Annotated in this window: 30 protein-coding genes; 10 read left to right on the top strand and 20 right to left on the bottom strand. The window is 71.3% G+C overall.

Annotated features, from left to right (window positions below; translation table 11 throughout):
- Positions 1 to 89: 89 nt before the first annotated feature.
- A complete protein-coding gene (locus EDF24_RS08880; protein WP_123702292.1) occupies positions 90 to 1,349 on the top strand; it encodes an isochorismate synthase MenF in 1,260 nt (419 codons plus the stop codon).
- Between the two features lie 44 nt (positions 1,350 to 1,393).
- On the opposite strand, the gene menD is transcribed toward EDF24_RS08880, so the two are convergent.
- Together menD and EDF24_RS08870 are read right to left on the bottom strand one after the other, a co-directional pair.
- Positions 1,394 to 3,079 (bottom strand): 2-succinyl-5-enolpyruvyl-6-hydroxy-3-cyclohexene-1-carboxylic-acid synthase, encoded by a 1,686-nt coding sequence (menD, locus tag EDF24_RS08875; RefSeq protein WP_311316795.1) that lies wholly within the window; start codon positions 3,077 to 3,079, stop codon positions 1,394 to 1,396.
- Positions 3,080 to 3,134: 55 nt separating this feature from the next.
- Positions 3,135 to 3,488, bottom strand: coding sequence for a PLD nuclease N-terminal domain-containing protein (locus EDF24_RS08870; RefSeq protein ID WP_123655503.1), 354 nt, complete (start codon positions 3,486 to 3,488; stop codon positions 3,135 to 3,137).
- A gap of 64 nt (positions 3,489 to 3,552) precedes the next feature.
- Here EDF24_RS08870 and EDF24_RS08865 point away from each other — a divergent pair, with 64 nt between their 5' ends.
- A complete protein-coding gene (locus EDF24_RS08865) occupies positions 3,553 to 3,879 on the top strand; it encodes a DUF4229 domain-containing protein (RefSeq protein ID WP_123702290.1) in 327 nt (108 codons plus the stop codon).
- A 42-nt stretch (positions 3,880 to 3,921) separates the two neighbouring features.
- On the opposite strand, the gene EDF24_RS08860 is transcribed toward EDF24_RS08865, so the two are convergent.
- From EDF24_RS08860 to EDF24_RS08845, 4 genes are read right to left on the bottom strand one after another with little or no spacing between them, the layout of a single operon-like run.
- On the bottom strand, positions 3,922 to 4,917 hold the full coding sequence (locus EDF24_RS08860) for a 1,4-dihydroxy-2-naphthoate polyprenyltransferase (protein WP_243698237.1): 996 nt from the start codon (positions 4,915 to 4,917) through the stop codon (positions 3,922 to 3,924).
- A gap of 46 nt (positions 4,918 to 4,963) precedes the next feature.
- Positions 4,964 to 6,106 carry an AMP-binding protein gene (locus EDF24_RS08855; protein ID WP_123702288.1) on the bottom strand — a complete coding sequence of 381 codons (1,143 nt, stop codon included), beginning with the start codon at positions 6,104 to 6,106 and terminating at the stop codon, positions 4,964 to 4,966.
- Entirely contained in the window at positions 6,106 to 7,035 is a 930-nt protein-coding gene (locus tag EDF24_RS08850; protein ID WP_123702286.1) for a 1,4-dihydroxy-2-naphthoyl-CoA synthase, read from the bottom strand. Before EDF24_RS08850 ends, EDF24_RS08855 begins: the two co-directional genes overlap by 1 nt.
- 23 nt (positions 7,036 to 7,058) lie before the next feature.
- Entirely contained in the window at positions 7,059 to 7,406 is a 348-nt protein-coding gene (locus EDF24_RS08845) for a hypothetical protein (protein ID WP_123655507.1), read from the bottom strand.
- A 251-nt stretch (positions 7,407 to 7,657) separates the two neighbouring features.
- Between EDF24_RS08845 and EDF24_RS08840 the strand changes: the two genes are divergently transcribed.
- Positions 7,658 to 8,641: an o-succinylbenzoate synthase gene (locus tag EDF24_RS08840; protein ID WP_123702284.1), complete on the top strand. Its 984-nt coding sequence runs from the start codon at positions 7,658 to 7,660 to the stop codon at positions 8,639 to 8,641.
- Between the two features lie 271 nt (positions 8,642 to 8,912).
- Here the strand turns inward: EDF24_RS08840 and ccsB are convergent, their stop codons facing one another.
- The 6 genes from ccsB to EDF24_RS08810 form a co-directional block, all read right to left on the bottom strand.
- Entirely contained in the window at positions 8,913 to 9,908 is a 996-nt protein-coding gene (gene ccsB / locus EDF24_RS08835; RefSeq protein ID WP_123655980.1) for a c-type cytochrome biogenesis protein CcsB, read from the bottom strand.
- A gap of 5 nt (positions 9,909 to 9,913) precedes the next feature.
- Positions 9,914 to 11,563 carry a cytochrome c biogenesis protein ResB gene (locus EDF24_RS08830; RefSeq protein ID WP_123702648.1) on the bottom strand — a complete coding sequence of 550 codons (1,650 nt, stop codon included), beginning with the start codon at positions 11,561 to 11,563 and terminating at the stop codon, positions 9,914 to 9,916.
- A gap of 43 nt (positions 11,564 to 11,606) precedes the next feature.
- Entirely contained in the window at positions 11,607 to 12,308 is a 702-nt protein-coding gene (locus EDF24_RS08825; protein ID WP_123702646.1) for a cytochrome c biogenesis CcdA family protein, read from the bottom strand.
- Positions 12,309 to 12,353: 45 nt separating this feature from the next.
- Positions 12,354 to 12,977 carry a TlpA disulfide reductase family protein gene (locus EDF24_RS08820; protein WP_260233396.1) on the bottom strand — a complete coding sequence of 208 codons (624 nt, stop codon included), beginning with the start codon at positions 12,975 to 12,977 and terminating at the stop codon, positions 12,354 to 12,356.
- Positions 12,974 to 13,630 carry a histidine phosphatase family protein gene (locus EDF24_RS08815; protein WP_123655509.1) on the bottom strand — a complete coding sequence of 219 codons (657 nt, stop codon included), beginning with the start codon at positions 13,628 to 13,630 and terminating at the stop codon, positions 12,974 to 12,976. The genes EDF24_RS08820 and EDF24_RS08815 overlap by 4 nt, the downstream gene beginning before the upstream one ends.
- Before the next feature lie 67 nt (positions 13,631 to 13,697).
- The gene (locus EDF24_RS08810; protein ID WP_123655510.1) at positions 13,698 to 15,188 is read right to left on the bottom strand and encodes a SulP family inorganic anion transporter; all 1,491 of its coding nucleotides are present in this window, start codon (positions 15,186 to 15,188) and stop codon (positions 13,698 to 13,700) included.
- Positions 15,189 to 15,230: 42 nt separating this feature from the next.
- Between EDF24_RS08810 and EDF24_RS08805 the strand changes: the two genes are divergently transcribed.
- A complete protein-coding gene (locus EDF24_RS08805) occupies positions 15,231 to 15,653 on the top strand; it encodes a MerR family transcriptional regulator (protein WP_260233395.1) in 423 nt (140 codons plus the stop codon).
- A 215-nt stretch (positions 15,654 to 15,868) separates the two neighbouring features.
- Here the strand turns inward: EDF24_RS08805 and EDF24_RS08800 are convergent, their stop codons facing one another.
- Positions 15,869 to 16,219, bottom strand: coding sequence for a hypothetical protein (locus tag EDF24_RS08800; RefSeq protein ID WP_123702282.1), 351 nt, complete (start codon positions 16,217 to 16,219; stop codon positions 15,869 to 15,871).
- A 147-nt stretch (positions 16,220 to 16,366) separates the two neighbouring features.
- On the opposite strand from EDF24_RS08800, the gene aspS reads away from it, so the two are divergent.
- Positions 16,367 to 17,707 carry an aspartate--tRNA(Asn) ligase gene (gene aspS, locus EDF24_RS08795; RefSeq protein WP_123702280.1) on the top strand — a complete coding sequence of 447 codons (1,341 nt, stop codon included), beginning with the start codon at positions 16,367 to 16,369 and terminating at the stop codon, positions 17,705 to 17,707.
- 168 nt (positions 17,708 to 17,875) lie between these two features.
- On the opposite strand, the gene EDF24_RS08790 is transcribed toward aspS, so the two are convergent.
- The 5 genes from EDF24_RS08790 to EDF24_RS08770 all read right to left on the bottom strand — a co-directional run bounded on the left by EDF24_RS08790 (position 17,876) and on the right by EDF24_RS08770 (position 19,542).
- Positions 17,876 to 18,169: a Dabb family protein gene (locus tag EDF24_RS08790; protein ID WP_123655513.1), complete on the bottom strand. Its 294-nt coding sequence runs from the start codon at positions 18,167 to 18,169 to the stop codon at positions 17,876 to 17,878.
- Positions 18,166 to 18,420 (bottom strand): glutaredoxin family protein, encoded by a 255-nt coding sequence (locus EDF24_RS08785; RefSeq protein WP_123655514.1) that lies wholly within the window; start codon positions 18,418 to 18,420, stop codon positions 18,166 to 18,168. Before EDF24_RS08785 ends, EDF24_RS08790 begins: the two co-directional genes overlap by 4 nt.
- An 84-nt stretch (positions 18,421 to 18,504) precedes the next feature.
- Positions 18,505 to 18,603, bottom strand: a complete 99-nt coding sequence (locus EDF24_RS08780) for a 30S ribosomal protein bS22 (protein ID WP_003792170.1) — start codon at positions 18,601 to 18,603, stop codon at positions 18,505 to 18,507.
- A gap of 122 nt (positions 18,604 to 18,725) precedes the next feature.
- The gene (locus EDF24_RS08775) at positions 18,726 to 18,920 is read right to left on the bottom strand and encodes a helix-turn-helix domain-containing protein (RefSeq protein ID WP_111080648.1); all 195 of its coding nucleotides are present in this window, start codon (positions 18,918 to 18,920) and stop codon (positions 18,726 to 18,728) included.
- A 106-nt stretch (positions 18,921 to 19,026) separates the two neighbouring features.
- Complete coding sequence (locus EDF24_RS08770; RefSeq protein WP_123655515.1) at positions 19,027 to 19,542, bottom strand: helix-turn-helix transcriptional regulator; 516 nt, start codon at positions 19,540 to 19,542, stop codon at positions 19,027 to 19,029.
- A 71-nt stretch (positions 19,543 to 19,613) separates the two neighbouring features.
- On the opposite strand from EDF24_RS08770, the gene EDF24_RS08765 reads away from it, so the two are divergent.
- Positions 19,614 to 21,047: a TrkH family potassium uptake protein gene (locus EDF24_RS08765; RefSeq protein ID WP_123655516.1), complete on the top strand. Its 1,434-nt coding sequence runs from the start codon at positions 19,614 to 19,616 to the stop codon at positions 21,045 to 21,047.
- Positions 21,040 to 21,735 carry a TrkA family potassium uptake protein gene (locus tag EDF24_RS08760; protein ID WP_185017394.1) on the top strand — a complete coding sequence of 232 codons (696 nt, stop codon included), beginning with the start codon at positions 21,040 to 21,042 and terminating at the stop codon, positions 21,733 to 21,735. The genes EDF24_RS08765 and EDF24_RS08760 overlap by 8 nt, the downstream gene beginning before the upstream one ends.
- Before the next feature lie 66 nt (positions 21,736 to 21,801).
- Here EDF24_RS08760 and proC read toward each other — a convergent pair whose 3' ends face one another.
- A complete protein-coding gene (proC, locus tag EDF24_RS08755) occupies positions 21,802 to 22,632 on the bottom strand; it encodes a pyrroline-5-carboxylate reductase (protein WP_123702278.1) in 831 nt (276 codons plus the stop codon).
- Positions 22,633 to 22,696: 64 nt separating this feature from the next.
- Here proC and EDF24_RS08750 point away from each other — a divergent pair, with 64 nt between their 5' ends.
- Positions 22,697 to 23,653 carry a cation diffusion facilitator family transporter gene (locus EDF24_RS08750; RefSeq protein ID WP_123655518.1) on the top strand — a complete coding sequence of 319 codons (957 nt, stop codon included), beginning with the start codon at positions 22,697 to 22,699 and terminating at the stop codon, positions 23,651 to 23,653.
- A gap of 31 nt (positions 23,654 to 23,684) precedes the next feature.
- Here the strand turns inward: EDF24_RS08750 and EDF24_RS08745 are convergent, their stop codons facing one another.
- Positions 23,685 to 24,116 (bottom strand): nucleoside deaminase, encoded by a 432-nt coding sequence (locus tag EDF24_RS08745; protein WP_123702642.1) that lies wholly within the window; start codon positions 24,114 to 24,116, stop codon positions 23,685 to 23,687.
- A gap of 120 nt (positions 24,117 to 24,236) precedes the next feature.
- Here EDF24_RS08745 and upp point away from each other — a divergent pair, with 120 nt between their 5' ends.
- Both upp and EDF24_RS08735 read left to right on the top strand, forming a co-directional pair.
- Positions 24,237 to 24,872, top strand: coding sequence for a uracil phosphoribosyltransferase (gene upp, locus EDF24_RS08740; RefSeq protein ID WP_123655519.1), 636 nt, complete (start codon positions 24,237 to 24,239; stop codon positions 24,870 to 24,872).
- A 445-nt stretch (positions 24,873 to 25,317) separates the two neighbouring features.
- Complete coding sequence (locus EDF24_RS08735) at positions 25,318 to 26,100, top strand: winged helix-turn-helix domain-containing protein (protein WP_123655520.1); 783 nt, start codon at positions 25,318 to 25,320, stop codon at positions 26,098 to 26,100.
- The last annotated feature ends 45 nt before the right edge of the window (positions 26,101 to 26,145 follow it).

Raw genomic sequence — 26,145 nt, 5'->3', positions numbered from 1 at the left:
GCGCGGCGCTGCCCGGCAGGTCCGCCGCGGCGCTGCCCGGCAGGTCCGGCGCGGCGCTGCCCGGCAGGTCCGGCGCGTACGATCGGTCCGTGACCCGTACCGCCACGGCGGCTCCGCCGCTCACGGTCTCGACCCGGATCCTCGACGACCCGGGCGCCGTGCTCCGACACACCCTCCCCGACCAGCCGCTCGCCTTCGTGCGCAACGGCGACGGCATCATCGGGATCGGTGAGGCGCTGCGGTTCGAGTTCACCGGCCCGTCCCGGATGCGCGACGCCGCCGAGGTGTGGCGCGACATCGTCGAGCGTGCCGTCGTCGACGACCCGGTGCAGCTCCGCGGTTCCGGGCTCGTGGCCTTCGGCGCCTTCGCGTTCGCCGACGACTCCGCGGCGACGAGCGTGCTCATCGTCCCCCGTGTCGTCGTGGGGCGCCGCCGCGGCAAGGCGTGGCTGACCGCGATCGACACGACGCCGGACCCCGCTCCCCTGACCTTCACGCGCACCTCGGTACCGGTGCCGCACGTCGGCCCGCACCTGTCGGTCGCGCTCGTTCCCGGCCGGATCGACGAGGACGCCTACGCCGCATCCGTCGCCGAGGCCGTCCGCCGCATCACCGCAGGCGATGCCCGCAAGGTGGTGCTCGCACGTGACCTGGTCGGCACCCTCCCTGCCGGCGCCGACCGCCGCGCGCTGCTCCTCGACCTCGCCGCGACGTACCCGCAGTGCGTGACGTTCGCGGTGGACGGGCTCGTCGGCGCGACCCCGGAGACCCTCGCCCGCACCGACGGCACCCGCTTGACCGCGCGGGTCCTCGCGGGCAGCGCGGCCCGTGGGAACGACGCCGTCTCGGACCGGGCCGCCGCCGAGGCGCTGGCATCCAGCGCGAAGGACGTCGAGGAGCACACGTTCGCCATCGCGTCCCTCGTCGACGCGCTCCGACCGCTCGCCGCGGACCTCCGCGTCGACCCGGAGCCGTTCCGGCTGCAGCTGCCGAACCTCTGGCACCTCGCCAGCGACGTGCAGGCCACCCTGCCGGAGGACACGACGTCCCTCGACATCGCCGACGCGCTGCACCCGACGGCCGCGGTCGCGGGGACCCCGACCGACGTCGCGATGCGGCTCGTCGCGGAGCTCGAGGGCATCGACCGCGGGCGCTACGCCGGGCCGGTCGGCTGGCTCGGTGCGTCGGGTGACGGCGAGTGGATGCTCGCGCTCCGCAGCGCCCAGATCGACGACGACGGGACGGTCACCGCGTGGGCCGGTGCCGGCATCGTCGGCGGGTCGGACCCGGCGCGCGAGGTCGCCGAGACCGCGCTGAAGTTCCGCCCGATCCGCGACGCACTGGCGTAGCGGAACGGCGCCGACGCGCACCGCCCGGCCCGCCGCAGCGCCGCTCAGTCGGCCAGCGGCACCTCGATGACGACCCGTTCGGCGGGGTCGGTGAGCACCCGTTCGAGGTCGCCCCAGGTCGCGGCCCGGCGGTACTCCCACCCGAGCCCCGTGACGACCCGCTCGACGTCGACGTGCTGCGGCGTCGTCATCATCCGCCGCATGTCCGCGGCCGGGGTGGTCTCCGCCACCTCGAGCCCGCGGAAGATCGCGCCGCCCTCGTCGTTGCCGAGGACCACCTGGACCCGCTGGGTCCGTTCCTCGGTGCCCGTGACCAGTGCACCGACGTCGTGCAGCAGGGTCAGGTCGCCGAGCAGCACCCGTGTCGTTCCGCCCGCCGCCTGTGTCGTCTCGAGCGCGGCGGCGATGCCGAGTGCCGTCGAGACGGTGCCGTCGATGCCGGCGAGCCCACGGTTGGCGTGCACCCGGATCTTCTTGCCGGCGACGCGGCCGTCCGCGACGCGGATGATCTGCGACGCGCCGAGCACGAGCCGGTCGTGCGGCCAGGTCACACCCCACACGGCGTCGGCGAGCATGGCGCGGTCGACGGGTCGACGACGGAGCGCCACCTCGTCCTTGAGGAACCGGTTCCGCTCGGCGCGGTCCTCGGACCGCTTCGCGTCGAGGTCCGGCCCGGCGTCGCCGTCGCCGAGTGCGGCACGGCTGGCAGCGACCCAGCGTCCCACCCACGCACGGTGTCCCGGGCTGGTCCGGCCCGTCACGCGGACGTCGGACACGAGCGTGGTCGGTTCGTCCGGACGGGAGGCTCGGCTCGGCTCGTACGGGTCGGCCCCCGCCCCACGGACGGTCACCACCTCGACGTCGTCGCGCTGCAGGAGCGCCGGGACCTCTCGGCTGAGCGTCGGGTGTCCGAGCACGACGGCGCGGCGGACCCGGCCGCCGAACTCCGGGTCGCGGAGCAGCTCGCGGTAGGTGACGACGAGGTTCCGGCCGTAGCGCGCCCCGCTCGACACCTCAGCCAGCAGCGGCGCACCGAGCTCCCACGCGACCCGCTCGGCGTCCTCGCCGGCGTCGTGCCCGGCGATCACCACCGTCGCGGGGTCGTCGTCCGGCGTGAGTTCCGCGACGGGCAGGCCGGTGTGCACGCGTCGGGTGGCGTAGGCGGTGTCGATCTCGTCATCGGGGACGCCCGCGACGTCGTGCAGTGTGGCCGACAGGGGTTCACGGAACGCCACGTTCACCTGGGCCGGACCGGGCTGACCGGTGTGTCCGGAGGCGGCGGCCACGGCTTCGCGGGCGATGCCCCGGACGACCTCGCGGGTGCCGTCGTCGACGCCGTGGGCGGTCGGCGCCTCGACTTCCCGGACGAACGACACCGCGTCGGCGAAGATGCCGGGCTGCACGGTGGTCTGGTTGCTGCCGATGCCGCGGAGTTCGCTCGGCCGGTCGGCGGACACGACGATCATCGGCACGCCGGAGTGGTGCGCTTCGAGCACGGCCGGGTGCAGGTTCGCGACGGCGGTGCCCGAAGTCGTGACGACCAGCGCGGGTCGGCCGGTCTCGATCGCCAGGCCGAGCGCGAAGAACCCGGCGGTCCGCTCGTCGAGACGGACGTGCACGGTGATGCCGCCGGCGCGTTCGAGCGCGACGGCGGCGAGGGCCAGCGCCTGGGAGCGTGAGCCCGGGCTGACCACGACCTCGGTCACACCGGCGCGGGCGAACTCCTGCAGCAGCGCGAGGGCGAAGTCCGACGCCGGACTGCCGGACGCGGGGTGTCCGTCGCCGTCAGCGATCGGTGCGGCCGTCGTCGTCCGTGTCGTGGAACTGTTCTTCGAGGTTTCGGAGGGTCGCGTCGTCCTGGTCCTTGTCCGTGCGGGGCCGCTCGGGAGCCTGCTCGCCGAGGAAGTCCGGGTCGTCTTCGGGACCACGGTACCGGGCCGTGCGCTCCGGAGCGGCAGGTGCACGACCGAGGACGAACCACAGCAGGCTGCCGACGACGGGCAGGATCACGATGAGCAGCAGCCAGAGACCGCGACGGAGCGACCGGATGCGCTGCTTCGGCATCGTCGCACAGTCGATGAGCGCGTACACCGTGAACGCCACGGCGGCGACGACGACGACGAGCCACAAGCGGATCATGCGGTGCAGCGTACGTCGTGAGGCTGTGACCGACCTCACGGTCGGGCGTCCGTAGACTTGCCGCGTGAAAGCGTGGCTCGTCTACACCCTCGCCCGTCTCGGCATCTTCGCGGCGGCGCTCGTCGTGCTGTTCGTGATCGGGCTGCCCTGGTACTGGGCCACGATCGGCGCGGCCCTCATCGGGCTGCTCGTGTCGTACATCGCACTGCCCCGGTTGCGCGGCCAGGTGACGACGAACCTCGCGAACCGGCGCGGGCGTCCGGAGCGCGACGCCGACTCGGACTTCGAGGACGACTTCGTCGACGCCGAGGACACCGACGCCCCCACCGCGCGGCCGGTCTCGGACGCCGATCGACACGCCGAGCGCCGGGACCACCCGACCGCCGACTGAGCCGCTCCCGCGCCCAGGCTCCGGCGTCGACCGCCGCAGGGCCTACGGCTGCAGGGCCAGCGTGATGCCGAGCACCAGGCCGAACGCCAGCGACGCGAACGACGACAGCTGGAGCGCCGTGATGAGCTCGCGCGGCTTCCGCGAGGACACCCCGATCGCGAGTGCCGGCAGCGCCAGCAGCAGCGAGAAGTACGTGAAGCCGGTTCGGAAGTACAGCAGCACGAACCAGAGCAGCGCGACGTACGGCAGCATCAGGAACACGCCGTAGAGCACGCGGGCGACCGGACGGCCGACGACGACCGCCAGGGTCCGCTTGCCGGCGAGCCGGTCCTCGTCGATGTCGCGGATGTTGTTCACCATCAGGACCGCGCAGGCGAAGAACCCGGCCGCGATCGCCGCCGCCCAGCCGCTGTGCGTGATCTCCCGGATCTGCACGTACTGGGTGCCGAGGACCGCGACGAGGCCGAAGAACACGAAGACGAAGACCTCGCCGAGCGCGTTGTAGCCGTAGGGCTTCTTGCCGCCGGTGTAGAACCAGGCGGCGACGATCGCCGCGGCACCGACGAGGAGCAGCCACCACAGCTGGGTGAGCACCACGATGACGATGCCGGCGACGGCCGCGAGGCCGAAGAACGTCAGCGCGACGGTCAGCACCGTGCGGGGCTTCGCCAGGCCGGCGCCGGTGAGCCGGGCGGGGCCGACGCGGAACTCGTCCGTGCCCCGGACCCCGTCGGAGTAGTCGTTGCTGTAGTTCACACCGATCTGCAGGAACAGTGCCACGGCGAGGGCGAGCAGGGCGATCGCGAGGTGGCCGTCCTTCGCGATGTAGTCGCCGAAGTCGCCGGTGATCCCGCTGTCCACGAAGGCCACGGCCGTGCCGAGCACGACCGGGACGACACCGAGCGTCAGGGTGCGGAGCCGTGCGCCGCCGATCCAGTCGCTGGCGGTCGCCCGTCGCTTCGTGCGTGCCGGGGCAGCTGCCTTCGCCGGGTTGCCGGAGCGGCCCTGCTTCTGGGTCTCGTTCTTCGATCGTGCCACGACCGTCAATCCTATTCGGGCTGCGCGGACTCGACGCTCCGCACCGCTATGAAGCCGCTGACGGATCGGCGAGCGAGCGGATCGCGCGGCGGTCCGGCTTGCCCGACGCGAGCATCGGCACCTCGTCCACCACCAGCACCTCCGCCGGTCGGGCGGCCCGGCCGAGGGCGGCACCGATGTGGTCCCGGACGCGCTCCAGGTCGAGCGGGCATGCCGTGACGACGACCGGCACCTCGCCCCACTCCCCCGACGCCCGCCGGGTCACCACCGCGGACTCCTGACCGGGCAGCTCGCGGACGAGGCGCTCGACCAGGCCGAGCGGGACCTTCTCGCCGCCGGAGATGACGACGTCGTCGAGGCGTCCGAGCACCCGCACCGTGCCGTCCTCGATCGTCGCGGCGTCCCCCGTGCGGTACCACCGGTGGCCGTCCCGCTCCACGAACGTCGATGCGGTGCGCTCGTCGTCACCGAGGTACCCCTCGGCGAGCATCGGACCGCGGAGCCAGAGCTCCCCGTCGACGAGCTCGGTGCCGACGGTGCCGAACGGGACGCCGTCGTACACGCAGCCCCCGCTCGTCTCGCTCGCGCCGTACGTCGTGACGACGTGCACGCCCGCTTCGACGGCGCGCTGCCGGAGCGGGGCCGGCGTCGCCTGCCCACCGACGAGCACCGCGTCGAACCCGGCGAGGGCGGACGTCGCACGCTCGTCGTCGAGCACCCGGGCGAGCTGCACCGGCACGAGCGAGGTGTACCGACGCGGCGCGGCCGGTCCGGTGACGAGCCGGTCGGCGGCGTCCGCGAACGCCGCCGCGTCGAAGTGCCCCGGTGCCACGATCGACGGGGTGGTCCCCGCGGCGACCGACCGCGTCAGGACGTTGAGGCCCGCGATGTAGTGGGTCGGCAACGCCAGCACCCAGCCACCCGGGCCGCCGAGCGCCGCGTCGGCGGCGGCAGCACCGGCGAGGAGCGACTCGGAGGACAGCGCCACGCGCTTGCCGGTGCCGGTGGACCCACTCGTCTCGACGACCAGGGCGACCCGCCGCGGGACGTCGGCCGGAGCCGGCGTCGGCAGTGCCGGAGCGCCCTCGGCGACGGGGAGCAGCGCGGGGCCGCCGGCGAGGGCAGCCTCCAGGCCGCGGAGCACCGCCGACGGGTCCGACGTGCCCAGCGCGACCAGTGGCCGGACCATCAGTAGTGCCAGGGGAACGACGTCCACTCGGGCTTGCGCTTCTCGAGGAAGGAGTCGCGGCCCTCGACCGCCTCGTCGGTGCCGTAGGCGAGACGGGTGGCCTCGCCCGCGAAGACCTGCTGGCCGACCATGCCGTCGTCGACCGCGTTGAACGCGTACTTGAGCATCCGGATCGCCGTCGGGGACTTGCCGAGGATGATCTCGCCCCAGCGGATGGCCTCACGCTCGAGCTCCTCGTGCGGGACGACCCGGTTGACGGCACCCATCTCGTAGGCGCGCTGCGCGGAGTACTCCTCGGCGAGGAAGAAGACCTCTCTCGCGAGCTTCTGCCCGATCTGCTTGGCGTAGTAGGCGCTGCCGTACCCGCCGTCGAACGAACCGACGTCGGCATCGGTCTGCTTGAACTTCCCGTGCTCGGCGCTGGCGATCGTCAGGTCGCAGATCGCGTGCAGCGAGTGCCCACCGCCGGCCGCCCACCCGGGGACGACCGCGATGACGACCTTCGGCATCATCCGGATGAGCCGCTGGACCTCGAGGATGTGCAGCCGGCCCATCGACGCCTGCGCCGCAGCGGGGTCGACGCCCTCCGGCGGAGCACCCTCGTCGCCGACGTACTGGTAGCCGCTCCGTCCACGGATCCGCTGGTCACCGCCGGAGCAGAAGGCCCAGCCGCCGTCCTTCGGGCTCGGGCCGTTGCCCGTGAGCAGGACGACACCGACGCGGGGGTCCTGCCGGGCGTCGTCGAGTGCGCGGTAGAGCTCGTCGACGGTGCGGGGACGGAAGGCGTTGCGGACCTCGGGGCGGTCGAACGCGATGCGCACGATGCCCTGCGACACGTGCTTGTGGTACGTGATGTCGGTGAAGGACGCGGCCGCCGGGGCGGTCGTCCAGACGTCGGGGTCGAACAGGTCGGACACGGTGTCGGGCATGCACCCAACCTATCGCCGGTGCCCTAGGCCCCCATGTCGGTGAGGAGTTCGGGAGCCACCATCACGACGAGCACGATGAGGATCACCGGGTTCGCGAAGAACGCCACGACGACGCCGATCGCGCCGTACCAGCGGCCGAATCCGCCGACCGCGGCGATGAACCCGAGAACCGCGGCGATGAGGGTCAGGAACACCACGACGAAGCAGATCCCGAACGCGAACTTCGTGTCGCCGCCCATGAACACCGCGAACGCGCTGGCGTCCACCGCGGCGGAGACGATCGCCAGACCGAAGGCGATCTTGCCGACGACCGGGTTCCGGCGGCGGCGGGTCCGACCCTGCTGCCGGACGTCGACGGTGTTGCTCCGCATGAGCCGGGCGAACTCGTCCGTGCCGGCGCGCGGCTGGCCCGTCCGGGGAGTCCCGGCTCGGGCTCCGGGTGCCCGTGCGCCCGACGCTCCGGCTCCGGATGCGCGTGACGACCGCTGCTGCGGATCAGGCGCCACGGAGCCTCCCTCTGGTCGTCGTGTCGGCCGTCGACCGAGGCCGACCGATGCATGCTAATGCCCCGCCCTGGCGGTCGGCTCCGAGGAACCGTGAGGTCCGCTGCGAGGATGGGAGCGTGCTCCCCGACCTCGCCGAACTCCTCGCCGACGCCCACGTCGTGGCCCTCCCGATGCGGGTCCGGTTCCGCGGCATCACCACGAGGGAAGCCGTCGTCCTCCGCGGCCCGGAAGGCTGGACGGAGTTCTCCCCGTTCGTCGAGTACGACGACGCCGAGGCCGCCGCCTGGCTCCGGGGCGCGATCGACTTCGGCTGGACCGCGCATGCTCCGGCGGCGGCGTCCGTCCCGGTGAACGCCACCGTCCCGGCGATCGACCCCGGTGCCGTCGAGGACCTGCTCGCGCGCTACCCCGGCTGCACGACCGCGAAGGTCAAGGTCGCCGAACCGGGCACCACGATCGCGGACGACGTCGCCCGGGTCGCCGAGGTGCGCCGCGTCATGGGACCCACCGCTGCCGTCCGCGTCGACGCGAACGGCCTGTGGAGCGTCGAGCAGGCCACGGCCGCGCTCGAGCAGCTCGCTCCGTTCGACCTGCAGTACGCCGAACAGCCCTGCCGCACCGTTCCCGAGCTCGCGCAGCTCCGGGCCCGGATCGCCGGCCTCGGCGTGCCGATCGCGGCGGACGAGAGCGTCCGGAAGGCCTCCGATCCGCTCGCCGTCGCCCGAGCCGGAGCCGCCGACGTCCTCGTCGTCAAGGCGCAGCCCCTCGGTGGGATCACCGCTGCGCGCTCGGTGATCGCGGCGGCGGGGCTCCCCTGCGTCGTGTCCAGCGCGCTGGACACGTCCGTCGGGCTCGGGATGGGGGCGTTCCTCGCCGCGGCGGCGATGAGCCCGGGCTACGCCGCGGGCCTCGGGACCGCCGTGATGTTCGAGGGTGACGTCACCGCCGACCCGCTGCTGCCCACCGACGGGAGGATCGGGGTGCGCCGCGTCGACGTCTCACCCGAGCTGCTGGCCCGGTTCGGTGCCCCGCCCGAGCGGGACGCGTGGTGGCGCGCCCGCCTCGCGCGCGTGCACGCGGCGCTGCGCGCCGCCGCGTAGCGCGCCGCGCCGCGCGCCGCGCGCCCGCGCGCGCCCGCGCGCCCCGCGCGCCCCGCGCCGCGCGCCCGCGCCGCGCCGCGCGCCGCGCGCCCCGCGCTCCCTGCGCCGAGATCGCAGTTTCTGTCGGTCCGGCGCTGCCGAGGCGACGCGAACTGCGATCTCACCACGGGGGTGAGGCGTGGGGGGGGGGGAGAACGACGGAGGCGCGGTGCGGGACGGACCCGCACCGCGCCTCCAGGCCGGTGCCGACATGTCGGCGGACTTCAGCTGCTCACAGGCCGGAGTAGCTGTGCAGCCCCTTGAAGAACACGTTGACGACGGAGAAGTTGAACATCACCGCGGCGAACCCGATCAGGGCCAGCCAGGACGACCGCGCCCCACGCCAGCCGCGCGTCGCACGAGCGTGGATGTAGCCCGCGTAGACCACCCAGATGATGAAGGTCCAGACTTCCTTGGTGTCCCAGCCCCAGTAGCGACCCCACGCACGCTCGGCCCAGATGGCGCCGGCGATGAGCGTGAAGGTCCAGAGCACGAAGCCGACGAGCAGCACGCGGTAGGTCAGGACCTCCAGCCGGTCGGCGTCGGGCAGGGTCTCCATGAAGCGGAGCTTCTTGGCGGCGCCGGAGTGCCCGAGGCGGTACGTCTGCACGAGCTGCGACACCGCGAGCCCCGCGCCGAGCGCGAAGAACCCGGTGCCGGAGATCGCGACGAAGACGTGGATCACGAGCCAGTAGGACTGCAGCGCGGGCTGCAGCGGGACGACGGGCACGTAGTAGTTCACCGTGGCGATGCCGAGCAGGATCAGCGTCAGGCCGGTGATGAACACCCCGAGGAACTTGAGGTTCTGCCAGAACTGGACGAGCAGGAAGATCGCGATGATCAGGCCGGTGCCCGTCAGCGAGAACTCGAACATGTTGCCCCACGGCACACGGTCGGCGGCGATGCCCCGGAGGACGATCGAGCCGATGTGCAGCACGAGCGCCAGGATCGTCATCGCCATGCCGACGCGTTCGAACCGCGACCCGCGACGACCGGAACCGGTCTTCGCGGGGGCTTCGACGCGCTCGAGCACGACGGTGCCGCCCTGCACGGTGGCGACGGTCTTCGCCTGGCGTTCCACCGCGGGGGCGGCGGCGTCGGTCGCGGCGACCGTCACTTCGCCCGCGCGCTTGGCCATGTCCAGCGCGAACGCGATGAACGCGACCACGTAGACGGCCATCGCCGAGTACGTGAGCACGACCGAGTAGGTCGCGAGGGTCGTCGTCATGTCGTTCACGAGGGCATCCTAACTCCGAGGTCCGACACGTGCCGCGTGGCGATGTCCGCCACGGCCCGTTCGAGATTGGGGTCCTCGCCGCGGGCCAGCCCCGCGTACTCGAGGTCGTACTCGCCGTGCTCGGCGCCCGTGCGGGGCACGACCTTCACCCACACGCGACGGCGCGGGACGAAGAGCGACGTCAGCAGCCCGAGGACGCTGAGGATCGCGAACCCGCCGACGAACAGCTGCGACGGGTCGTGGTGGACGTCGAGGGAGACGTAGCGCTTGACGCCGTCGAAGGTGATCGACCCCGCGCCCTTCGGCAGCGTCTTGGTCTGCCCCGGCTTCAGCTCGATGCTCTTCGTGTCCGCCTTGGTGCCGGCGATCTGCGTCAGCCCCTTGGTGTCGAGCTGGTACACGCTGCGCGGGACGCCGTCGTCGAGGCCGAGGTCACCCTCGTACACCTGCAGCGTCAGCAGCGGGTTCTCGGTGTCCGGGTAGGTCGACGCGTACGCACCGGTGGTCTGCTTGACCGCCGTCGGGTAGAAGAACCCGACCATGCCGAGCTGGTCCGGCGACGCGTCCGGCACCTTGATGACGCCGGTGGAGGTGTAGTTCGCGTCGGCAGGCAGGAACGGCACGTCGTCCTTGAACGCCACGTTGCCGTCGCCGTCGCGGATCGTGACCTGCATCGCGTAGCCGTTGCCGAGGAGGTAGACGTTCGTGCCGCCGATCGACAGCGGCTCGTTGACGCCGAGACGGCTGGTCTTCGACTCGCCGCCCTTCTCCTTGCTCGTCACGGTGGCCGAGTAGTCCGTCGCCTGGCCGAGGGCGTTGAGGTTCCGCTCCTCGTACTTCGTGACGAACTTGTCGAGCGTCAGGTTGTAGCCCTTGAGGTCGGTCTGCTGGAACCAGCGGCCCGGGTTGAACGAGTCGTACGAGCCGAGCACGTTCGAGAAGGTCTGGCCCTCGACCAGCAGGCGCTGACCGGTGTAGCCGAAGCCACCGCCGATGCCGACCGCCACGAGGACCCCGACGAGCGCCGCGTGGAACACCAGGTTGCCGGTCTCACGGAGGTAGCCGCGCTCCGCGCTCACCGAGTCGCCGAACCGCTCGACGCGGTACCCGGAGCGCTTCAGCAGCGCCATCGCGCGCGTCACGGCGCGTTCGACCGACGGGAGGCCCGTGGCCGGGTCCGTCTCCGCGGCGCCGTCCGCCATCGTGTCCGGCTCCACGGCCACGGTGCGGAACCCGGCGAGTCGCGTCAGGCGGACCGGCGTCTTCGGCGGGCGGGTGCGGAGCGCCTGCCAGTGGTGCCTGGTGCGGGGGATGATGCAGCCGATGAGCGACACGAAGAGCAGCAGGTAGATCGCCGAGAACCACACCGAGGTGTAGGTGTCGAAGACCTGCAGCTTGTCGAGGATCGGGTAGAGCGTCGCGTGGTCGGCCTTGTACTGGACGACACCGTTCGGGTCCGCGGTGCGCTGCGGCACGAGGGACCCCGGGATCGCCGCGAGGGCGAGCATCATCAGCAGGAACAGCGCGGTGCGCATGCTGGTCAGCTGGCGCCAGAAGAAGCGGACGTAGCCGACGAAGCCGAGCTTCGGCTGGTTCACGCCGCCGTCGCCGGGGCCGGCGCCGTCGACGTGGTCGGACGGGCGCATCGGGTCGGACTCGGTGCCGTTCTCGACCCTGCTCGCGTCGGTGTCAGACTGCCGGGACATAGCTCTGGATCACCGCCCCGACGCTCGACATGACGGCCGACCAGATGCCGGTGACCATGAGCAGACCGATGACGATCAGGATCGCTCCTCCGATGATGTTGACGATGCGCATGTGGCGCTTCACGGCGCGGATCGCTCCCGCTGCCCACCCGGCGCCGAGTGCCACGAGCAGGAACGGGATGCCGAGACCGAGGCAGTAGGCCACCCCGAGCCACATCCCCTGCCAGGCGCTGCCGGACTGGACGCTGAGCAGGTTGATCGCGGCGAGGGTCGGGCCGAGGCACGGGGTCCAGCCGAGGCCGAACACGATGCCGAGGAGCGGCGCCCCGACGAGTCCGGTCGCGGGGGTCCACGACGGCTTCAGCGTGCGCTGCAGGAACGTGAACCGCCCGATGAACACGAGGCCCATCAGGATGACCACGACGCCGAGGACCTGGGTGATGAGGTCACGCCAGCGCACCAGCCAGAAGCCGAGTGCGCCGAAGACGGTCGTGTACGCCACGAAGACCGCGGTGAAGCCGAGGACGAAGAGCAGCACCCCGAGGACGACACGTCCGCGTGACCTCGAGCCGCCGTCGGCGACGCCGCTGACGTACCCGAGGTACCCGGGGACGAGCGGCAGCACGCACGGCGAGAGGAACGACACGAGCCCGGCGAGCAGTGCGACGGGCAGCGCCACGTACATCTGACCACTGAGGATCGCGTCGGAGAAGGGGTTGCTGTCCACAGGTCAGGAGGCCTTGCCGCCGTCGAGCTCGTCGCCCACCAGGGTCTCGAGGATGCTCGTGCCGTCGACCGCGCCGAGGACGCGGGCGGCGACCCGGCCCTTCGTGTCGAGGACGATCGTGGCGGGCACGGCGTTCGGTGCGATCTGCCCGGAGAGCGCGAGCTGCATGGTGCCCTTGTCGGCGTCGAGCACCGTCGGGTACTGCACGCCGAACGTCCGCTCGAACGCGGCTGCGGTGGCCTTCTGGTCACGGACGTTCACGCCGATGAACTGGACGTCATCGTCTGCGTACTCCGCCTGCACCTTGTTGAGGTACTTCGCCTCGGCACGGCAGGGCGGGCAGCTGGCGTACCAGAAGTTCAGGACGACGACCTTGCCGCGCAGGGCCTTCGCCGAGACGGTGTCGCCGTCGGAGGTCGTCGCGGAGAAGTCGACCGCGTCGGTGCGCTTGTCGGCGGCGACCTCGGTCACCGCACCATCACCGGAGATGTAGTTCTGCGTCGTGCCGCTGCCGTACTGCTTCGACAGCGAGTCGCTGCCACCCGAGCACCCCGTGAGGGCGATCGCGGCGACGACGGCGAGCGCCCCGACCGCGACGAACCGCTTCTTGAGACTGCGGACGATCACACTGCTCCTTCGTCGATGGCGGTCCCCCGGAGTTCCTGTGCGGGGTCGGCGTACCCGACCTCGGTGAACCGGCCGCCCAGGGTGGCGGGCACGCGCTCCAGCGTCGTGATGCTCGACAGGTCGCAGCGGCGCTTCCGCGGGTCGTGCCAGAGCGGCTCCCCCGCCAGGCGCCGGTGCACCATCCAGATCGGGAGCTGGTGGCTGACGAGGACGACATCGCCCTCGTCGACGCTCTCCCACGCGGTGGCGACCGCGGCGAGCATGCGGTTGGCGATGGACTCGTAGGCCTCGCCCCAGCTCGGTCGCAGCGGGTTCGCGATCCACGGCCACTCCGACGGCTTCCGGATGGATCGCTTCGTGAAGCCGGGAGGCTGTCCCTCGTACCGGTTCGTCGGCTCGATGAGCCGTTCGTCCAGGGTGACGTCGAGGCCGTACGCGGCGGACCACGGTGCCGCGGACTCCTGCGTGCGCTGGAGCGGCGAGGCCACGATCCGGCGGACGTCGACGCCGGCGTCCTTCCACGCGGTGGCGGACGCTGCGGCCATCCGGTGCCCGAGCTCGCTCAGTCCGAAGCCCGGGAGTCGCCCGTAGAGCACACGGTCCGGATTGTGTACCTCGCCGTGCCGCACGAGGTGGATTCGGGTCGCGGGCATGGGTTCCAGTCTAGGTCGCGCAGCTGTTCCCACTGCCCACACAGGCGATTGACGGCTTCGGGACCGTTCAGCCGAGGTGTCCGGAGAGCCTGCCGTGCAGCGCGACCGAACCCGTGTTCAGGTTCACCACCTCGACGCTCGAGCCGTGCTTCGCGAACCGCTGCTCGACCCCGTCGAGGGCGGCCACCGTGCTGGCGTCGAACACGTGCGCCTCGGACATGTCGATGACGACGTGCTCCGGGTCCTCGGCGTAGGAGAACCGGGTGACGAGATCGTTCGACGACGCGAAGAACAGCGCACCGCGGACCCGGTACCGCACGGTCCGCTCGTCCACCGGCTCGCGGACCACCTCGACCACGTGCGCGACCCGGCGGGCGAACACGAGCGCCGCGACGACGACACCCACGAGCACCCCGGTCGCGAGGTTGTTCGTGGCGACCACGACGACCACGGTGATCACCATCACGGCGGTCTCCCCGAGCGGCATCCGCCCGAGGGTCCGCGGGCGGATGCTGTGCCAGTCGAAGGTCGCGACGCAGACCATGAGCATCACCGCGGTCAGCGCGGCCATCGGGATCCGGGCGACGACGTCGTGCAGCACGATGGTGAGCACGAGCACCGATGCACCGGCGACGAAGGTCGAGATCCGGGTGCGGGCCCCCGCGGTCTTCACGTTGATGACGGTCTGGCCGATCATCGCGCAGCCACCGGTCCCACCGAAGAAGGCCGACGCGATGTTCGCGATGCCCTGCCCCCATGACTCGCGCCACTTGCTCGACCCGGTCTCGGTGATGGCGTCGACGAGCTGCGCCGTGAGCAGCGTCTCGATGAGCCCGACGATCGCCATGCCGAACGCGTACGGGGCGATGATCGTGAGCGTCTCGAACGAGATCGGGACCGTGATGCCGTTGAACCCCGGCAGCGCGGTCGGCAGCGCCCCCTCGTCCCCGACGGTCGGCACGGCGACGCTGAACACGATCGTGATGACGGTGATCACGACGACTGCGATGAGCGGCGCCGGGACCGCCTTCGTGAGGAACGGGAACCCGACGATGATCGCGACGCCGAGCGCGGTCAGCGGCCAGACCACCAGCGGCACGTCGTGGCCGAACAGGTTCGGGAGCTGCGCCGTGAAGATCAGGATCGCGAGCGCGTTCACGAAGGCGACGTTGACGCTGCGCGGGATGAACCGCATCAGCCGTGCCACCCCGAGGAACCCGAGCACGAGCTGGATCACGCCGCCGAGCACGATCGTCGGGACGAGGTAGGAGATCCCGTGGTCACGGACCAGCGGTGCGATCACCAGGGCGACGGAACCCGCTGCTGCAGACACCATGGCCGGCCGGCCGCCGACGATCGCGATGACCACGGCGATGATGACGCTGGAGAACAGCCCGACCGCCGGGTCGACGCCGGCGACCACCGAGAACGAGATCGCCTCCGGGATGAGGGCGAGCGCGGTGACGATGCCCGCCAACACCTCCCGCGTCAGGAGTCGGGGCGAGCGGAGTGCGGACAGGACGCTCGCGGCGGCCGGCGCGTGGGTGAGGGTCGTCATCGCGCTCAACCCTACCCTCACGTGAGGGTAGGGTTGGGCGCGATGACCGAGTACGACGAACAGCACGACGACCAGCACGACGCCGGGACGATGCACATCGGTGAACTCGCCGACCGCGCCGGGATGTCCCTCCGGACGATCCGGCACTACGACGAGGTCGGGCTGCTCGTGCCGAGCGGCCGCACCACTGGTGGCTTCCGCGTGTACACCGAGCGCGACCTGGAGCGGCTGCTCGTCATCCGTCGGATGAAGCCGCTCGGGTTCTCACTCGACGAGATGGGCGACCTCCTCAGCATCGTCGACGGGCTCCCCGGCAGTGATGCGGACGACACGGCCGCACGCGCAGCGCGCCTCGATGCCTTCCTGGAGGACGCGCGGGCCCGCCACGCGAAGCTCGTCGAGCGGGCGGGCATGGCCGAGGAGTTCATCGGCACGCTGGGCTCCCTCCGCGCTTCGCTCCCCTGAGCCCCGCGCACGCTCGGCCGCGCGCCGATCCTGTTCTCGCTCCGCACGCTCTGCGCGCCCCTCCAGCACCAGTTCCCACCAGACCCGAACACGCTCGTCGTGTGCCGCGATGATCGCCTCGGCCTTCCGCTTCCGGAAACGGTGCCGACGACGGACGCCCTCCCGCCACCGCCGCTCGACATCGGCGCTCCACGCATCGGCTTTGACTCCCATGGTCATGCTCCTCCTGCTCGGGTCTTGATGAGGTTGTCCACGATGGTGACGAACTCCACGTCAACGCCGCGAGCAATCTGCATGTCGCATGCCGCTTCGAACGCAAGGCGACCGATCTCGTTCTGGCCCACGTCGTCAGAGCACACGAGGTCGATCGCCCACACGATGCGCGTCCACGCGCGGTCACGCTCTTCGCGGTGCACGTCCCGCCGCCAACGGAGCACGGCCCAGCAGCCGCCGACCACCGCGACGACCATCGTCAGTCCGGCCGCGCACAACGCTGCGACCACCGTCGCGACCGCCGCAGGCGGCCAGGCCGCGAGACCGTCGGTCCCCACCGTCAGCACCGTCATGAGGACCTCCTCCCCGCTCGCGACCCGGCCACGTCGAGAACGCTACGGACGCACCGGGGGCGAGCCGGGCCTCCCGGCGGTGTCTGTGGAGAACCGTCGGACGGAACCGGGCTGTGCAGAACCGGCAGCCCGGTAGACTCGACGACCGTGATCGAACGCACCCGCATCAGCGACCTCGCCGCCCTCCCCGACGGTCCCGTCTCCGTGGCCGGATGGGTCGAGACCGTCCGCGATCAGAAGAAGGTGCAGTTCGTCGTCCTCCGCGACGAGACCGGCGCCGTCCAGCTCGTGAACCCCGCCACGCGCGAGGCGACCGAAGGCGACGACGCCTCGGCCGCAGCACTCGCCACGACCGAGACGATCTCGGGTCTGGCGCACGGCTCCTTCATCCACGTCACCGGCACCCTCAAGCACGACGAGCGCGTCAAGCTCGGCGGCCTCGAGGTGAAGGTCGGCGAGCTCACCGTCGTCAGCGCCGCGATCCCGGAGACCCCGATCGCCGACGACTCCTCGCTCGACAAGCGCCTCGACTGGCGCTTCATCGACCTGCGCAACCGCAAGCAGAACCTGATCTTCCGCATCCAGACGACGCTGGAGCACGCGTTCCGCACGTACTGGGTCGAGCGCGACTACATCGAGATCCACACCCCGAAGCTGATGGCGTCGGCGTCGGAGTCCCGCGCCGAGCTCTTCCAGCTCGAGTACTTCGAGACGACCGCCTACCTCGCGCAGTCGCCGCAGAACTTCAAGCAGATGGCACAGCCGGCCGGTTTCGGTGCCGTGTTCGAGATCGCCGACGCCTTCCGCGCCGACCCCTCCTTCACCTCCCGGCACGCGACCGAGTTCACCAGCGTCGACGCCGAGTTCTCGTGGATCGAGTCCCACGAGGACGTCATGGCGATGCACGAAGAGGTCCTCGTGGCCGGCATCACCGCGGTCAAGGAGAAGTACGGCAAGGACATCGAGGAGGTCTTCGGCTTCGAGCTGCAGGTCCCCGCGACCCCGTTCCCCCGCGTGACCCTGGCCGAGGCCCGGAAGATCGTCGCGGAGAGCGGCCACGACGTCGTCCGTGCCGACGGCGACCTGGACCCGGAGGGCGAGCGTCGCGTGTCCGCCTGGGCGAAGGAGCACCACGGCTCGGAGTTCGTGTTCGTCACCGACTACGACGCGTCGATCCGCCCGTACTACCACATGCGCCACGCCGACGACCCGACGCTCACGAACAGCTACGACCTGCTGTTCAACGGTGCCGAGATCTCCACGGGAGCCCAGCGTGAGCACCGCGTCGACGTCCTCACCGCGCAGGCGGAGGAGAAGGGCCTGGACCCGGCCGAGCTCGGCTGGTACCTGGACTTCTTCCGCTACGGCGTGCCGCCGCACGGCGGCTTCGGCATGGGCCTCGCGCGCGTGCTGATGCTCATGCTCGGCGAGCCGTCCATCCGCGAGGTCACGTACCTGTTCCGCGGCCCGACGCGCCTGACCCCGTAGGGGGCGCGACGGCGCGGGCTGCGGCGCGCGGCGGCGCGGCGCGAACCGCATCCGCACAACCGAAGCCGGCTCGAACCACGGAATTCCGTGGTTCGAGCCGGCTTTCGTTGTGCGCCGCCGGAGCGCGCCAGCGCAAGCGGGCGGAGCGCGCCAGTCGGGAGGCTCGGCTCAGCTCTCCCAGTCGATGGCGGCCCGCCCCGTGACCAGTCCACGGATCTCGGCCGCCGCAGCCTGGTGGTCCGGGTGCACCTGGTACACGTCGAGACCGGCGAGGTCGTCGAAGGTCGCCACGACGGCGACGTCCTGGTTCTTCCCCGGGTAGGCGACGTTCTCGACGACCTGCAGCGAGCGGATCGACGGGACGACCCCGATCAGCCCGTGCAGCAGTTCGCGGATCCGCCCGATGGACGACGCGCGGTCGAGGTCTTCCCGGAGGGTCCACGAGACGACGTGCTGGATCATGCGGAGGCTCCCGCCTTCTCGAGGGCGCGGACGAGACGGTCCTCGTCGACACGCCAGTTGCTGTGGACGCGGCCGTCGACCAGCACCACGGGGATGTCCTCGGCGTACTCGAGCCGGAGGGCGTCGTCGTCGAGGATCGAGCGCTCCGTGAGCGTCACGCCGGGATGGGCAGCGACCACCCGCTCCACGATCGGTCGTGCATCGTCGCAGAGGTGGCATCCGGGCTTGGTGAGGAGCGTCACGGCTGGCATGGGATCAGCGTAGCCCCGACGGTTCCCGGCCCGGGAACAGCGAAAGCCCCGGCGAACCGGGGCTTCTGCGGCAAGTCTCGCGACTTACTTCTTGTTGCGACGCTGGTGACGCGTCTTGCGAAGGAGCTTGCGGTGCTTCTTCTTCGCCATGCGCTTGCGACGCTTCTTGATGACAGAACCCATGTGGACCTCGCTCGGACTGATGCTGATGTACGGACACCGGGCCGATGAAGCCGCGGAAAATCAACCTGCCCGATCCTACCGGAGGGCCGCTGTGATGTCGAACGCGCTCTCAGGCGGAGGACTCAGCCGACGTCGGCGATGCCGCCGCGCAGGACCTCGGCGACTGCCGACTCCGGGACGCGGAAGGAACGGCCGAACCGGATCGCGGGGAGTTCCCCGGCGTGCACCATGCGGTAGACGGTCATCTTCGAGACGCGCATCATCTCGGCCACCTCAGCGACGGTGAGGAAGCGCACGTCGTCGAAACTGCCGGTCATGATCCGCCTTCGGGGCACGCGCTCGACCGAACGCGGAGGTTGGTGTGACCTGAGTGGTCTCTGGTAACTGTAGAGGCGGGTGATACCCGGTGTCCAGGGCGACGCGTCAGTCCTCGTCGGAGCGTTTCGTGAACCGGCGACGCGAACTCTCGACGACCCGTTCCCAGCCCTGCTGCGCCCCCGAGAACGCCGCCGTGGCGCGGTGCGACGCCTCGGCCATGACGCGCCCGAGTTCGGTCCCCACCTCGACCGTGGCCTTGCCGGCGACGCCGTTCCGACGGACGGAGACCGGCTGCCCGTCGGGCGTCCATGCGGTGGTCGCCGGCGTGCCGTCGGCGTCGACCGCGCCGGTGAACGGCGCCACCCAGTCCTCGATGTGCAGGAGTGGTTCCGGGTCGAGCCGGTAGTAGCGGTGCTGTCCTTCTTCGCGCGAGGTCACGAGGCCGATGTCACGGAGCACGCGGAGGTGCTTCGAGACGGTGGGCTGGCTGACCCCGAGCTTCTCGACGAGCTGGCCGACGCTGAGTTCCCCGCCGGTCGCGTCGGCGCCGTACGCCGTGAGGAGCGCGCCGAGCAGTTCCCGCCGCGTCGGATCGGCGACCACGCTGAAGATGTCGGCCATGGGGAAAGGCTAACCGGCCGGGCACGGATGTACCATGCGATGCGTCCCGCCCATGTCCTCGGAGGCATACGATGCTCGACCGCACGGAGCCGCCGACCGTCTCGACGGGCGCTTCCCGCAGACGCGTGTCACGGATCGCCACCGTGCTGCGCTCCTCGCCGTCGCGCCTGGCGATCCTGGTCTTCGTCGCGCTGATCTTCGTGTTCACGGTGCTCTTCATGACGCCGATGGCCGCGGCCGACGGGCGGTCGACCCACTTCGCGGACTCGCTGTTCACCGCGGCGTCGGTGGTCTGCGTCACCGGGCTCGCGACCGTGGACATGGCGACGCACTGGTCGGTGTTCGGCAAGACCCTCGTCGTGATCGGCACCCAGATCGGCGCCGTCGGCGTGCTGACCTTCGCGTCGATCCTCGGGCTGTTCGTGACCCGGAAGCTCGGGCTGCGCGCGAAGCTGATGGCCGCGGGCGACTCGAACCCGCTCCGCACGCACCACGGCGCGGTGCCGGAGGGACAGGCGGTCCGGCTCGGCGAGGTCGGCACGCTGCTCGCCACCGTCGCGGTGAGCACGCTGTCGATCGAGATCGTGCTCGGCCTGCTGCTCCTGCCGTCGGTACTCATCGCCGGCATCCCGTTCTGGAGCGCGGTCGGCGACTCCTTCTACTACGCGGCGATGGCCTTCACGAACACCGGGTTCGCGCCGAACGCCAGCGGCCTCGACCCGTTCGCGCACGACTACTGGTTCCTCTCGCTGCTCATGGTCGGCGTCGTCGCCGGGTCCATCGGCTTCCCGGTGATCCGGGCGCTCACGAAGCAGCTCCGCACGCCCCGGAAGTGGCCGATCCACGTCAAGCTCACGCTGGCGACCAGTGCCGTCCTGCTCGTCGGCGGTGCGATCGTGTACATCTCGCTCGAGGCGTCGAACCCGTCGACCTTCGGCCAGGAGGGCGCCGGGCGGACCGCCTTCCAGGCGCTCTTCCTCTCGACCATGACCCGGTCGGGCGGCTTCTCGCTCGTCGACTTCGACCAGCTGAACGGGTCGAGCCTGCTGGTCACCGACATGCTCATGTTCATCGGCGGCGGCTCGGCCTCGACCGCCGGCGGCATCAAGGTCACGACGCTCGCGGTGCTGTTCCTCGCCGCCGTCGCCGAGGCTCGCGGCCGCGCGAGCATGGAGGCGTTCGGCCGCCGCATCCCGAGCGACGTGCTCCGCGTCGCCGTGGCCGTCGTCCTCTGGGGCGCCACGATCGTCGCGGTCGCCACGATCGTCCTGCTGCAGATCACCCACGAGTCGCTCGACCGGGTGCTGTTCGAGGTGATCTCCGCCTTCGCCACGTGCGGCCTGTCCTCCGGCATCTCCGGGGAGCTGCCGGAGTCCGGCAAGTACGTCCTCGCCGCGACGATGTTCCTGGGTCGTGTCGGTACAGTGACCATCGCCGCAGCCCTGGCCGCCAGCCAGAGCCGGCAACTGTTCCGCCGTCCCGAGGAGAGGCCGATCGTTGGCTGACCGAACCCGCCCGCAGCACCCGTTCGGTGCCGTCAGCCACGACGCCCCGGTGCTCGTCATCGGCCTCGGCCGCTTCGGCGCCGCCACCGCCGGGCAGCTCGAGCGCCAGGACCGCGAGGTGCTCGTCGTCGACACGGACGCCGGCCTGGTCCAGAAGTGGTCCGACCGGGTCACGCACGCGGTGCAGGCCGATGCCACCGACATCGACGCGCTCAGGCAGATCGGCGCGCAGGACTTCCCGATCGCCGTGGTCGGCACCGGCAGCGACCTCGAGTCGAGCGTGCTCATCACCGCGAACCTCGTCGACCTCGGCATCCCGCAGATCTGGGCGAAGGCGATCAGCCGCTCGCACGGCACGATCCTGTCCCGGATCGGCGCGAACCACGTGGTCTACCCGGAGCGCGAGGCCGGTGAGCGCACGGCGCACCTGGTCTCCGGCCGGATGCTCGACTTCATCGAGTTCGACGACGACTTCGCGGTCGTCAAGATGTTCCCGCCACGGGCGGTCCGCGGCAAGGACCTCGGCACAACCGCGATCCGGACCCGCTTCGGCCTCACCGTGCTCGGCATCAAGCCCCCGGGCGAGGCCTTCGTCCCGGCCACGCCGGACAGCGTGATCGGTGAGCACGACGTGATCATCGTGTCCGGCTCGACGACGGCGCTGGAGCGCTTCGCCGCTCTGGAGTAGACCACAGGCCGCCGGGAGGCCCGGTGCCGGCTGGCACCGGGCCTCCCGTCCGGTCTGTGGTCTGGTCTAGAGCTTCGACAACTCCTCGGCACGCGCGATCGCCGCGTCGGCGGCACGCCGCAGGGTGTCGGCCAGGTCCGCCTCCTGCAGGACCGCGACCGCGCGCTCGGTCGTGCCCTTCGGGCTGGTCACGGCCTTCCGGAGGTCCGCCGGCTCCTTGCCGGAACGCTCGAGCAGCTCGACCGCACCCCGCACGGTGCCCTGCACCATCGTCTCGGCCTGCTCGTGGGTGAAGCCGAGCGCCTCGGCCGCGCGCTGCCACTCCTCCACGAAGAGGAAGACGTACGCCGGACCGGAGCCGGACACCGCGGAGAGGGCGTCGAGCTTGTCCTCGGGGACCTCGATCACTGCGCCGGACACGTCGAACAGGCTGGACGCGAGCGCGACCGCCTCGGTGTCCGCCGAGGCGCCGCCGCTGATGCCGGTGACGCCGTGGCCGACGCCGATCGGGGTGTTCGGCAGGGCTCGGACGACGCGGACGGAGTCCGGCACGCGGGCTTCCATCGCGGCCGTGGTGACCCCGACGGCGACGCTGACGACGACGGTGCCCGGTGCGAGGTCGCCGGCGATCTCGTCGAGGACGTCACCGATCGCGAACGGCTTCACCCCGAGCACGACGATGCCGGCACCACGGACCGCAGCGCGGTTCGCATCCGGTTCGGTGTCGCTCGCGTGGGCGTCGAGTCCGCGCTCGCGATGGGCGGCGGCGGACGATTCGGACTTCGTCGTGATGACCACGGTGTCGGGTGCCAGACCGGCGGCGAGGAGGCCGTCGAGGACCGCGCCGGACATGGATCCGACGCCGACGAGGGCGGTGCGGGGCAGTTCGATCGTCATGGCCCGACCCTACCGAGGGACCTGCCCGTAGGATCGGGCAGCAGATCAGGAGACAGGGGTCACAGTGAGCGCTTCCGGAGGCAACCGGGCCATCCTCGCCGCACTCGGCGCGAACGTCGGCATCGCGATCGTGAAGTTCATCGCCGCCGCGATCAGCGGCTCGGCATCGATGCTCGCGGAGGGTGTGCACTCCCTCGCGGACTCGGCGAACCAGCTCCTGCTGCTCCTCGGTGGACGGCGCGCCCGACGTGCCGCCGACGAGGAACACCCGTTCGGCTACGGGCGTGAGCGCTACGTGTACGCCTTCGTCGTCTCCATCGTGCTGTTCTCCGTCGGTGGCGTGTTCTCCCTGTACGAGGGCATCGAGAAGTTCGCGCACCCGCACCCCCTCGAGAACTGGTGGCTGCCGCTGCTCGTGCTCGTCATCGCGATCGGGCTCGAGGGCTTCTCACTCCGCACCGCACTGAAGGAAGCGGCACCGCACAAGGGCTCGCTGTCGTGGGTGCAGTACGTGCGCCGCGCCAAGGCCCCCGAGCTGCCCGTCGTCATGCTCGAGGACACCGCGGCGCTGACCGGCCTGGTCTTCGCGTTCTTCGGGGTCGGCCTCACCGCGCTGACCGGGAACGGGGTGTTCGACGCGATCGGCACCGTGCTCATCGCGGTGCTGCTCATCGCGGTCGCGCTGGTCCTCGGCATCGAGACCAAGAGCCTGCTCGTCGGGGAGGGCGCGACGGCGGCGGACGTGACGAAGATCAAGGCGGCCGTGCTCGACGGTCCCGAGGTCGAGTCGATCATCCACATCAAGACCCTCTACCTCGGCCCGGAAGAGCTGATGGTCGGCGTGAAGGTCGCCGTCGACGGGGACCGACGACTCGGCGACGTCGCCGCCGGGATCGACACCGTCGAGCAGCGCGTGCGTGCCGCCGTGCCGATCGCCCGGGTCATCTACGTCGAGCCGGACGTGCTCCGCACCGGACCGCGTCCGCCGACCGAGGCGATCGTGATCCGCGCGGCCGACTAGCGCCGTCCGGCGGAGCAGCAGGGAGCGGCGACTAGCGCCGTTCCGCGAAGAAGTCGTCGAGCAGGGCGGCGCACTCCGCCTCGAGCACACCCGCGACCACCTCGGACCGGTGCGGCAGACGACGGTCCCTGGCGATGTCGTAGACGCTGCCGGAGGCTCCCGCCTTCGGGTCCCACGCGCCGAACACGATCCGCGGGACCCGTGCGGCGAGGATCGCCCCCGCGCACATCGGGCACGGCTCGAGCGTGACGACGAGGGTGTGCCGGTCGAGGTGCCAGTCCCCCGTCGCGGCGGCCGCGGCACGGAGGGCGAGCACCTCGGCGTGCGCCGTGGGGTCCTGCGTGGCCTCGCGCTCGTTCCGGCCGGTGGCGACCACGCGGCCCTGTGCGTCGAGGACGACGGCCCCGACCGGCACGTCCCCGGTCGCGAGGCACGCCCGGGCCTCCTCGAGCGCCAGTGCCATCGCGGACACGTACGGACGCCCGGCCGGGTGCGTCGAGCGTGTTGCGTCCACGGGTCCTCCGGTCTGGTCGGGTACCGCCCGCGAGCGCTGGTGGGCACGCGGCACGGTACGCTCGACCCTATGCGAGTCCACGTCGCCGACCACCCGCTCATCACCCACAAGCTCTCGGTGCTCCGCGACCGGACCACACCCTCCCCCACGTTCCGGGCACTGACCGAGGAACTCGTCACGCTCCTCGCGTACGAAGCCACCCGGAACGTCCGGGTCACGGCGACCCCGATCTCCACGCCGGTCGCGCAGACCATGGGCGTCTCGATCGCGAAGCCGCGCCCGCTCGTCGTCCCGATCCTCCGCGCCGGCCTCGGCATGCTCGAGGGCATGGTCAAGCTCGTCCCCACGGCGGAAGTCGGGTTCCTCGGCATGGCGCGCAACGAGGAGACCCTCGAGCCGCAGACCTACGCGGAGCGCCTGCCGGACGACCTCTCGAACCGCCAGTGCTTCGTGCTCGACCCGATGCTCGCGACCGGGGGCACCCTCGCCGCCGCCATCGACTTCCTGTTCGACCGCGGCGCCGAGGACGTCACCTGCGTGTGCATCCTCGGGGCGCCCGAGGGCCTCAAGGCCGTCGAGGAAGCCGTGGGCGACCGCGACGTCACGATCGTGCTCGGCGCCCTCGACGAGCGCCTCGACGAGAACGGCTACATCGTGCCGGGCCTCGGCGACGCCGGCGACCGTCTGTACGGACTGGCCGAATAACACTCCTCCGCCCTCGACCGTCCGGGCGGACGGTTGACAGCGACTTGGTATACCGCGGATACTCGTCGTCATGACTGCAACCGTGTCCCGCGTCCTCTCCGAGGCGTGCTCCCTCTCGGGGGCAGTGGGGACCGCCGGCACGATGATGCCGGCGATGGCCGTCATGCGTTGTCGAATGTGTGCCTGATCGGCACCCGTTCCAGCCGGATCCCCCGCGACACCACCCCCGTCGCGAGCGCGTGATCCCCGGGTGACGACCACCGACGACGCGCACGTCACGTCACGAGGTCGTTCCCCGCACCCCCGGGTCAGCCCCGGTCCTCCCCAGCAGGACCGCAGGGCACATCGGCGCACCGCCGATGCGACGTCACCGTACCCGGGCCGACGCATTCGACACCGGCCGCACTGCGAGAGCAGCCGCGACCACATCGCCCGGAGAACCACCATGTCGCTCACCATCGCCCAGCCCCGCACCAGCCTCCGCACCGCTGCTCCCGCCCCGATCGACCTCGGCGCAGTCACCCCGATCCGGCCCCGCCGCGACGCGGCACCGTCGCGGGCCGTGCAGCCCGAGCGCACCGAGATCCCGACGAGCCCGGTCGTCGCACCGCAGCGGAACCGCGCACTGCCGGAAGGCACCGAGGCCCGCGGCTTCGCCCTCTACGTCGGCATCGACGAGGAGAAGGCCGCAGCGGCCGGCACGACCCTCGCCGCGGTGGTCGAGCAGCTGAAGGCGCTCACCGCGCAGCTCGTCCCCGCCGCCGAGACCTACGCCGCGGTCGCCGTGGCCGCCGAGGGCTCCGGTGGCCGTGACGTCGACGTCGTCCGGCTCGCGCTGCAGGACCGCTCCGCCGTCGCCGCACGCAAGCAGGCCGAGAAGCCCGAGCCCGAGGAGACCGGCGTCGTCATCGACATCTCCCGGAAGCGTGTGACGCTCGACGGTGAAGCCGCTCCCCTGACGTACAAGGAGTTCGAGCTCCTGCAGTTCCTCGTCCTCCGCGAGGGCCGCACGGTCGACCGCACCGCCATCATCGACGGTCTCTGGTCCGACGGTGAGGACGAGACCCCGAACGAGCGCACCATCGACGTGCACGTCCGCCGTCTGCGCTCCAAGCTCGGTGCGTTCGAGGAGATCGTCCGCACGGTCCGCGGGGTCGGCTACCGCTTCGACCGGCACGCGGACGTCGCCGTCCGCTACGCGTCGACCCCGTCGCCCGACCTGTTCTGAGCACCACAGGCCGCGCATACCGGCCTCTTGGTGAACTCGCAGCGA

Source organism: Curtobacterium sp. PhB130, assembly GCF_003755165.1.
GTDB lineage: Bacteria > Actinomycetota > Actinomycetes > Actinomycetales > Microbacteriaceae > Curtobacterium.
Note: the sequence above shows the minus strand (reverse complement) of the source record. Positions and strands in the feature narration are given on the sequence as shown.

Bases quoted from the DNA above. Each gene is read 5' to 3' on its own strand.
- EDF24_RS08765 (WP_123655516.1), top strand. From the start codon at position 19,614: ATGCTCGACCGCACGGAGCCGCCGACCGTCTCGACGGGCGCTTCCCGC.
- EDF24_RS08790 (WP_123655513.1), bottom strand. From the start codon at position 18,169: ATGATCCAGCACGTCGTCTCGTGGACCCTCCGGGAAGACCTCGACCGC.
- EDF24_RS08850 (WP_123702286.1), bottom strand. From the start codon at position 7,035: ATGCCCGACACCGTGTCCGACCTGTTCGACCCCGACGTCTGGACGACC.
- EDF24_RS08870 (WP_123655503.1), bottom strand. From the start codon at position 3,488: ATGATCCGCTTGTGGCTCGTCGTCGTCGTCGCCGCCGTGGCGTTCACG.
- EDF24_RS08745 (WP_123702642.1), bottom strand. From the start codon at position 24,116: ATGGCACTGGCGCTCGAGGAGGCCCGGGCGTGCCTCGCGACCGGGGAC.
- upp (WP_123655519.1), top strand. From the start codon at position 24,237: ATGCGAGTCCACGTCGCCGACCACCCGCTCATCACCCACAAGCTCTCG.
- EDF24_RS08805 (WP_260233395.1), top strand. From the start codon at position 15,231: ATGACCGAGTACGACGAACAGCACGACGACCAGCACGACGCCGGGACG.
- EDF24_RS08800 (WP_123702282.1), bottom strand. From the start codon at position 16,219: ATGACGGTGCTGACGGTGGGGACCGACGGTCTCGCGGCCTGGCCGCCT.
- EDF24_RS08770 (WP_123655515.1), bottom strand. From the start codon at position 19,542: ATGGCCGACATCTTCAGCGTGGTCGCCGATCCGACGCGGCGGGAACTG.
- EDF24_RS08830 (WP_123702648.1), bottom strand. From the start codon at position 11,563: ATGCGCCCGTCCGACCACGTCGACGGCGCCGGCCCCGGCGACGGCGGC.
- EDF24_RS08810 (WP_123655510.1), bottom strand. From the start codon at position 15,188: ATGACGACCCTCACCCACGCGCCGGCCGCCGCGAGCGTCCTGTCCGCA.
- EDF24_RS08780 (WP_003792170.1), bottom strand. From the start codon at position 18,603: ATGGGTTCTGTCATCAAGAAGCGTCGCAAGCGCATGGCGAAGAAGAAG.
- EDF24_RS08775 (WP_111080648.1), bottom strand. From the start codon at position 18,920: ATGACCGGCAGTTTCGACGACGTGCGCTTCCTCACCGTCGCTGAGGTG.
- EDF24_RS08825 (WP_123702646.1), bottom strand. From the start codon at position 12,308: ATGTACGTGGCGCTGCCCGTCGCACTGCTCGCCGGGCTCGTGTCGTTC.
- EDF24_RS08785 (WP_123655514.1), bottom strand. From the start codon at position 18,420: ATGCCAGCCGTGACGCTCCTCACCAAGCCCGGATGCCACCTCTGCGAC.
- EDF24_RS08815 (WP_123655509.1), bottom strand. From the start codon at position 13,630: ATGCCCGCGACCCGAATCCACCTCGTGCGGCACGGCGAGGTACACAAT.
- ccsB (WP_123655980.1), bottom strand. From the start codon at position 9,908: ATGACGACGACCCTCGCGACCTACTCGGTCGTGCTCACGTACTCGGCG.
- EDF24_RS08735 (WP_123655520.1), top strand. From the start codon at position 25,318: ATGTCGCTCACCATCGCCCAGCCCCGCACCAGCCTCCGCACCGCTGCT.
- EDF24_RS08855 (WP_123702288.1), bottom strand. From the start codon at position 6,106: ATGGTCCGGCCACTGGTCGCGCTGGGCACGTCGGACCCGTCGGCGGTG.
- proC (WP_123702278.1), bottom strand. From the start codon at position 22,632: ATGACGATCGAACTGCCCCGCACCGCCCTCGTCGGCGTCGGATCCATG.
- EDF24_RS08845 (WP_123655507.1), bottom strand. From the start codon at position 7,406: ATGCGGAGCAACACCGTCGACGTCCGGCAGCAGGGTCGGACCCGCCGC.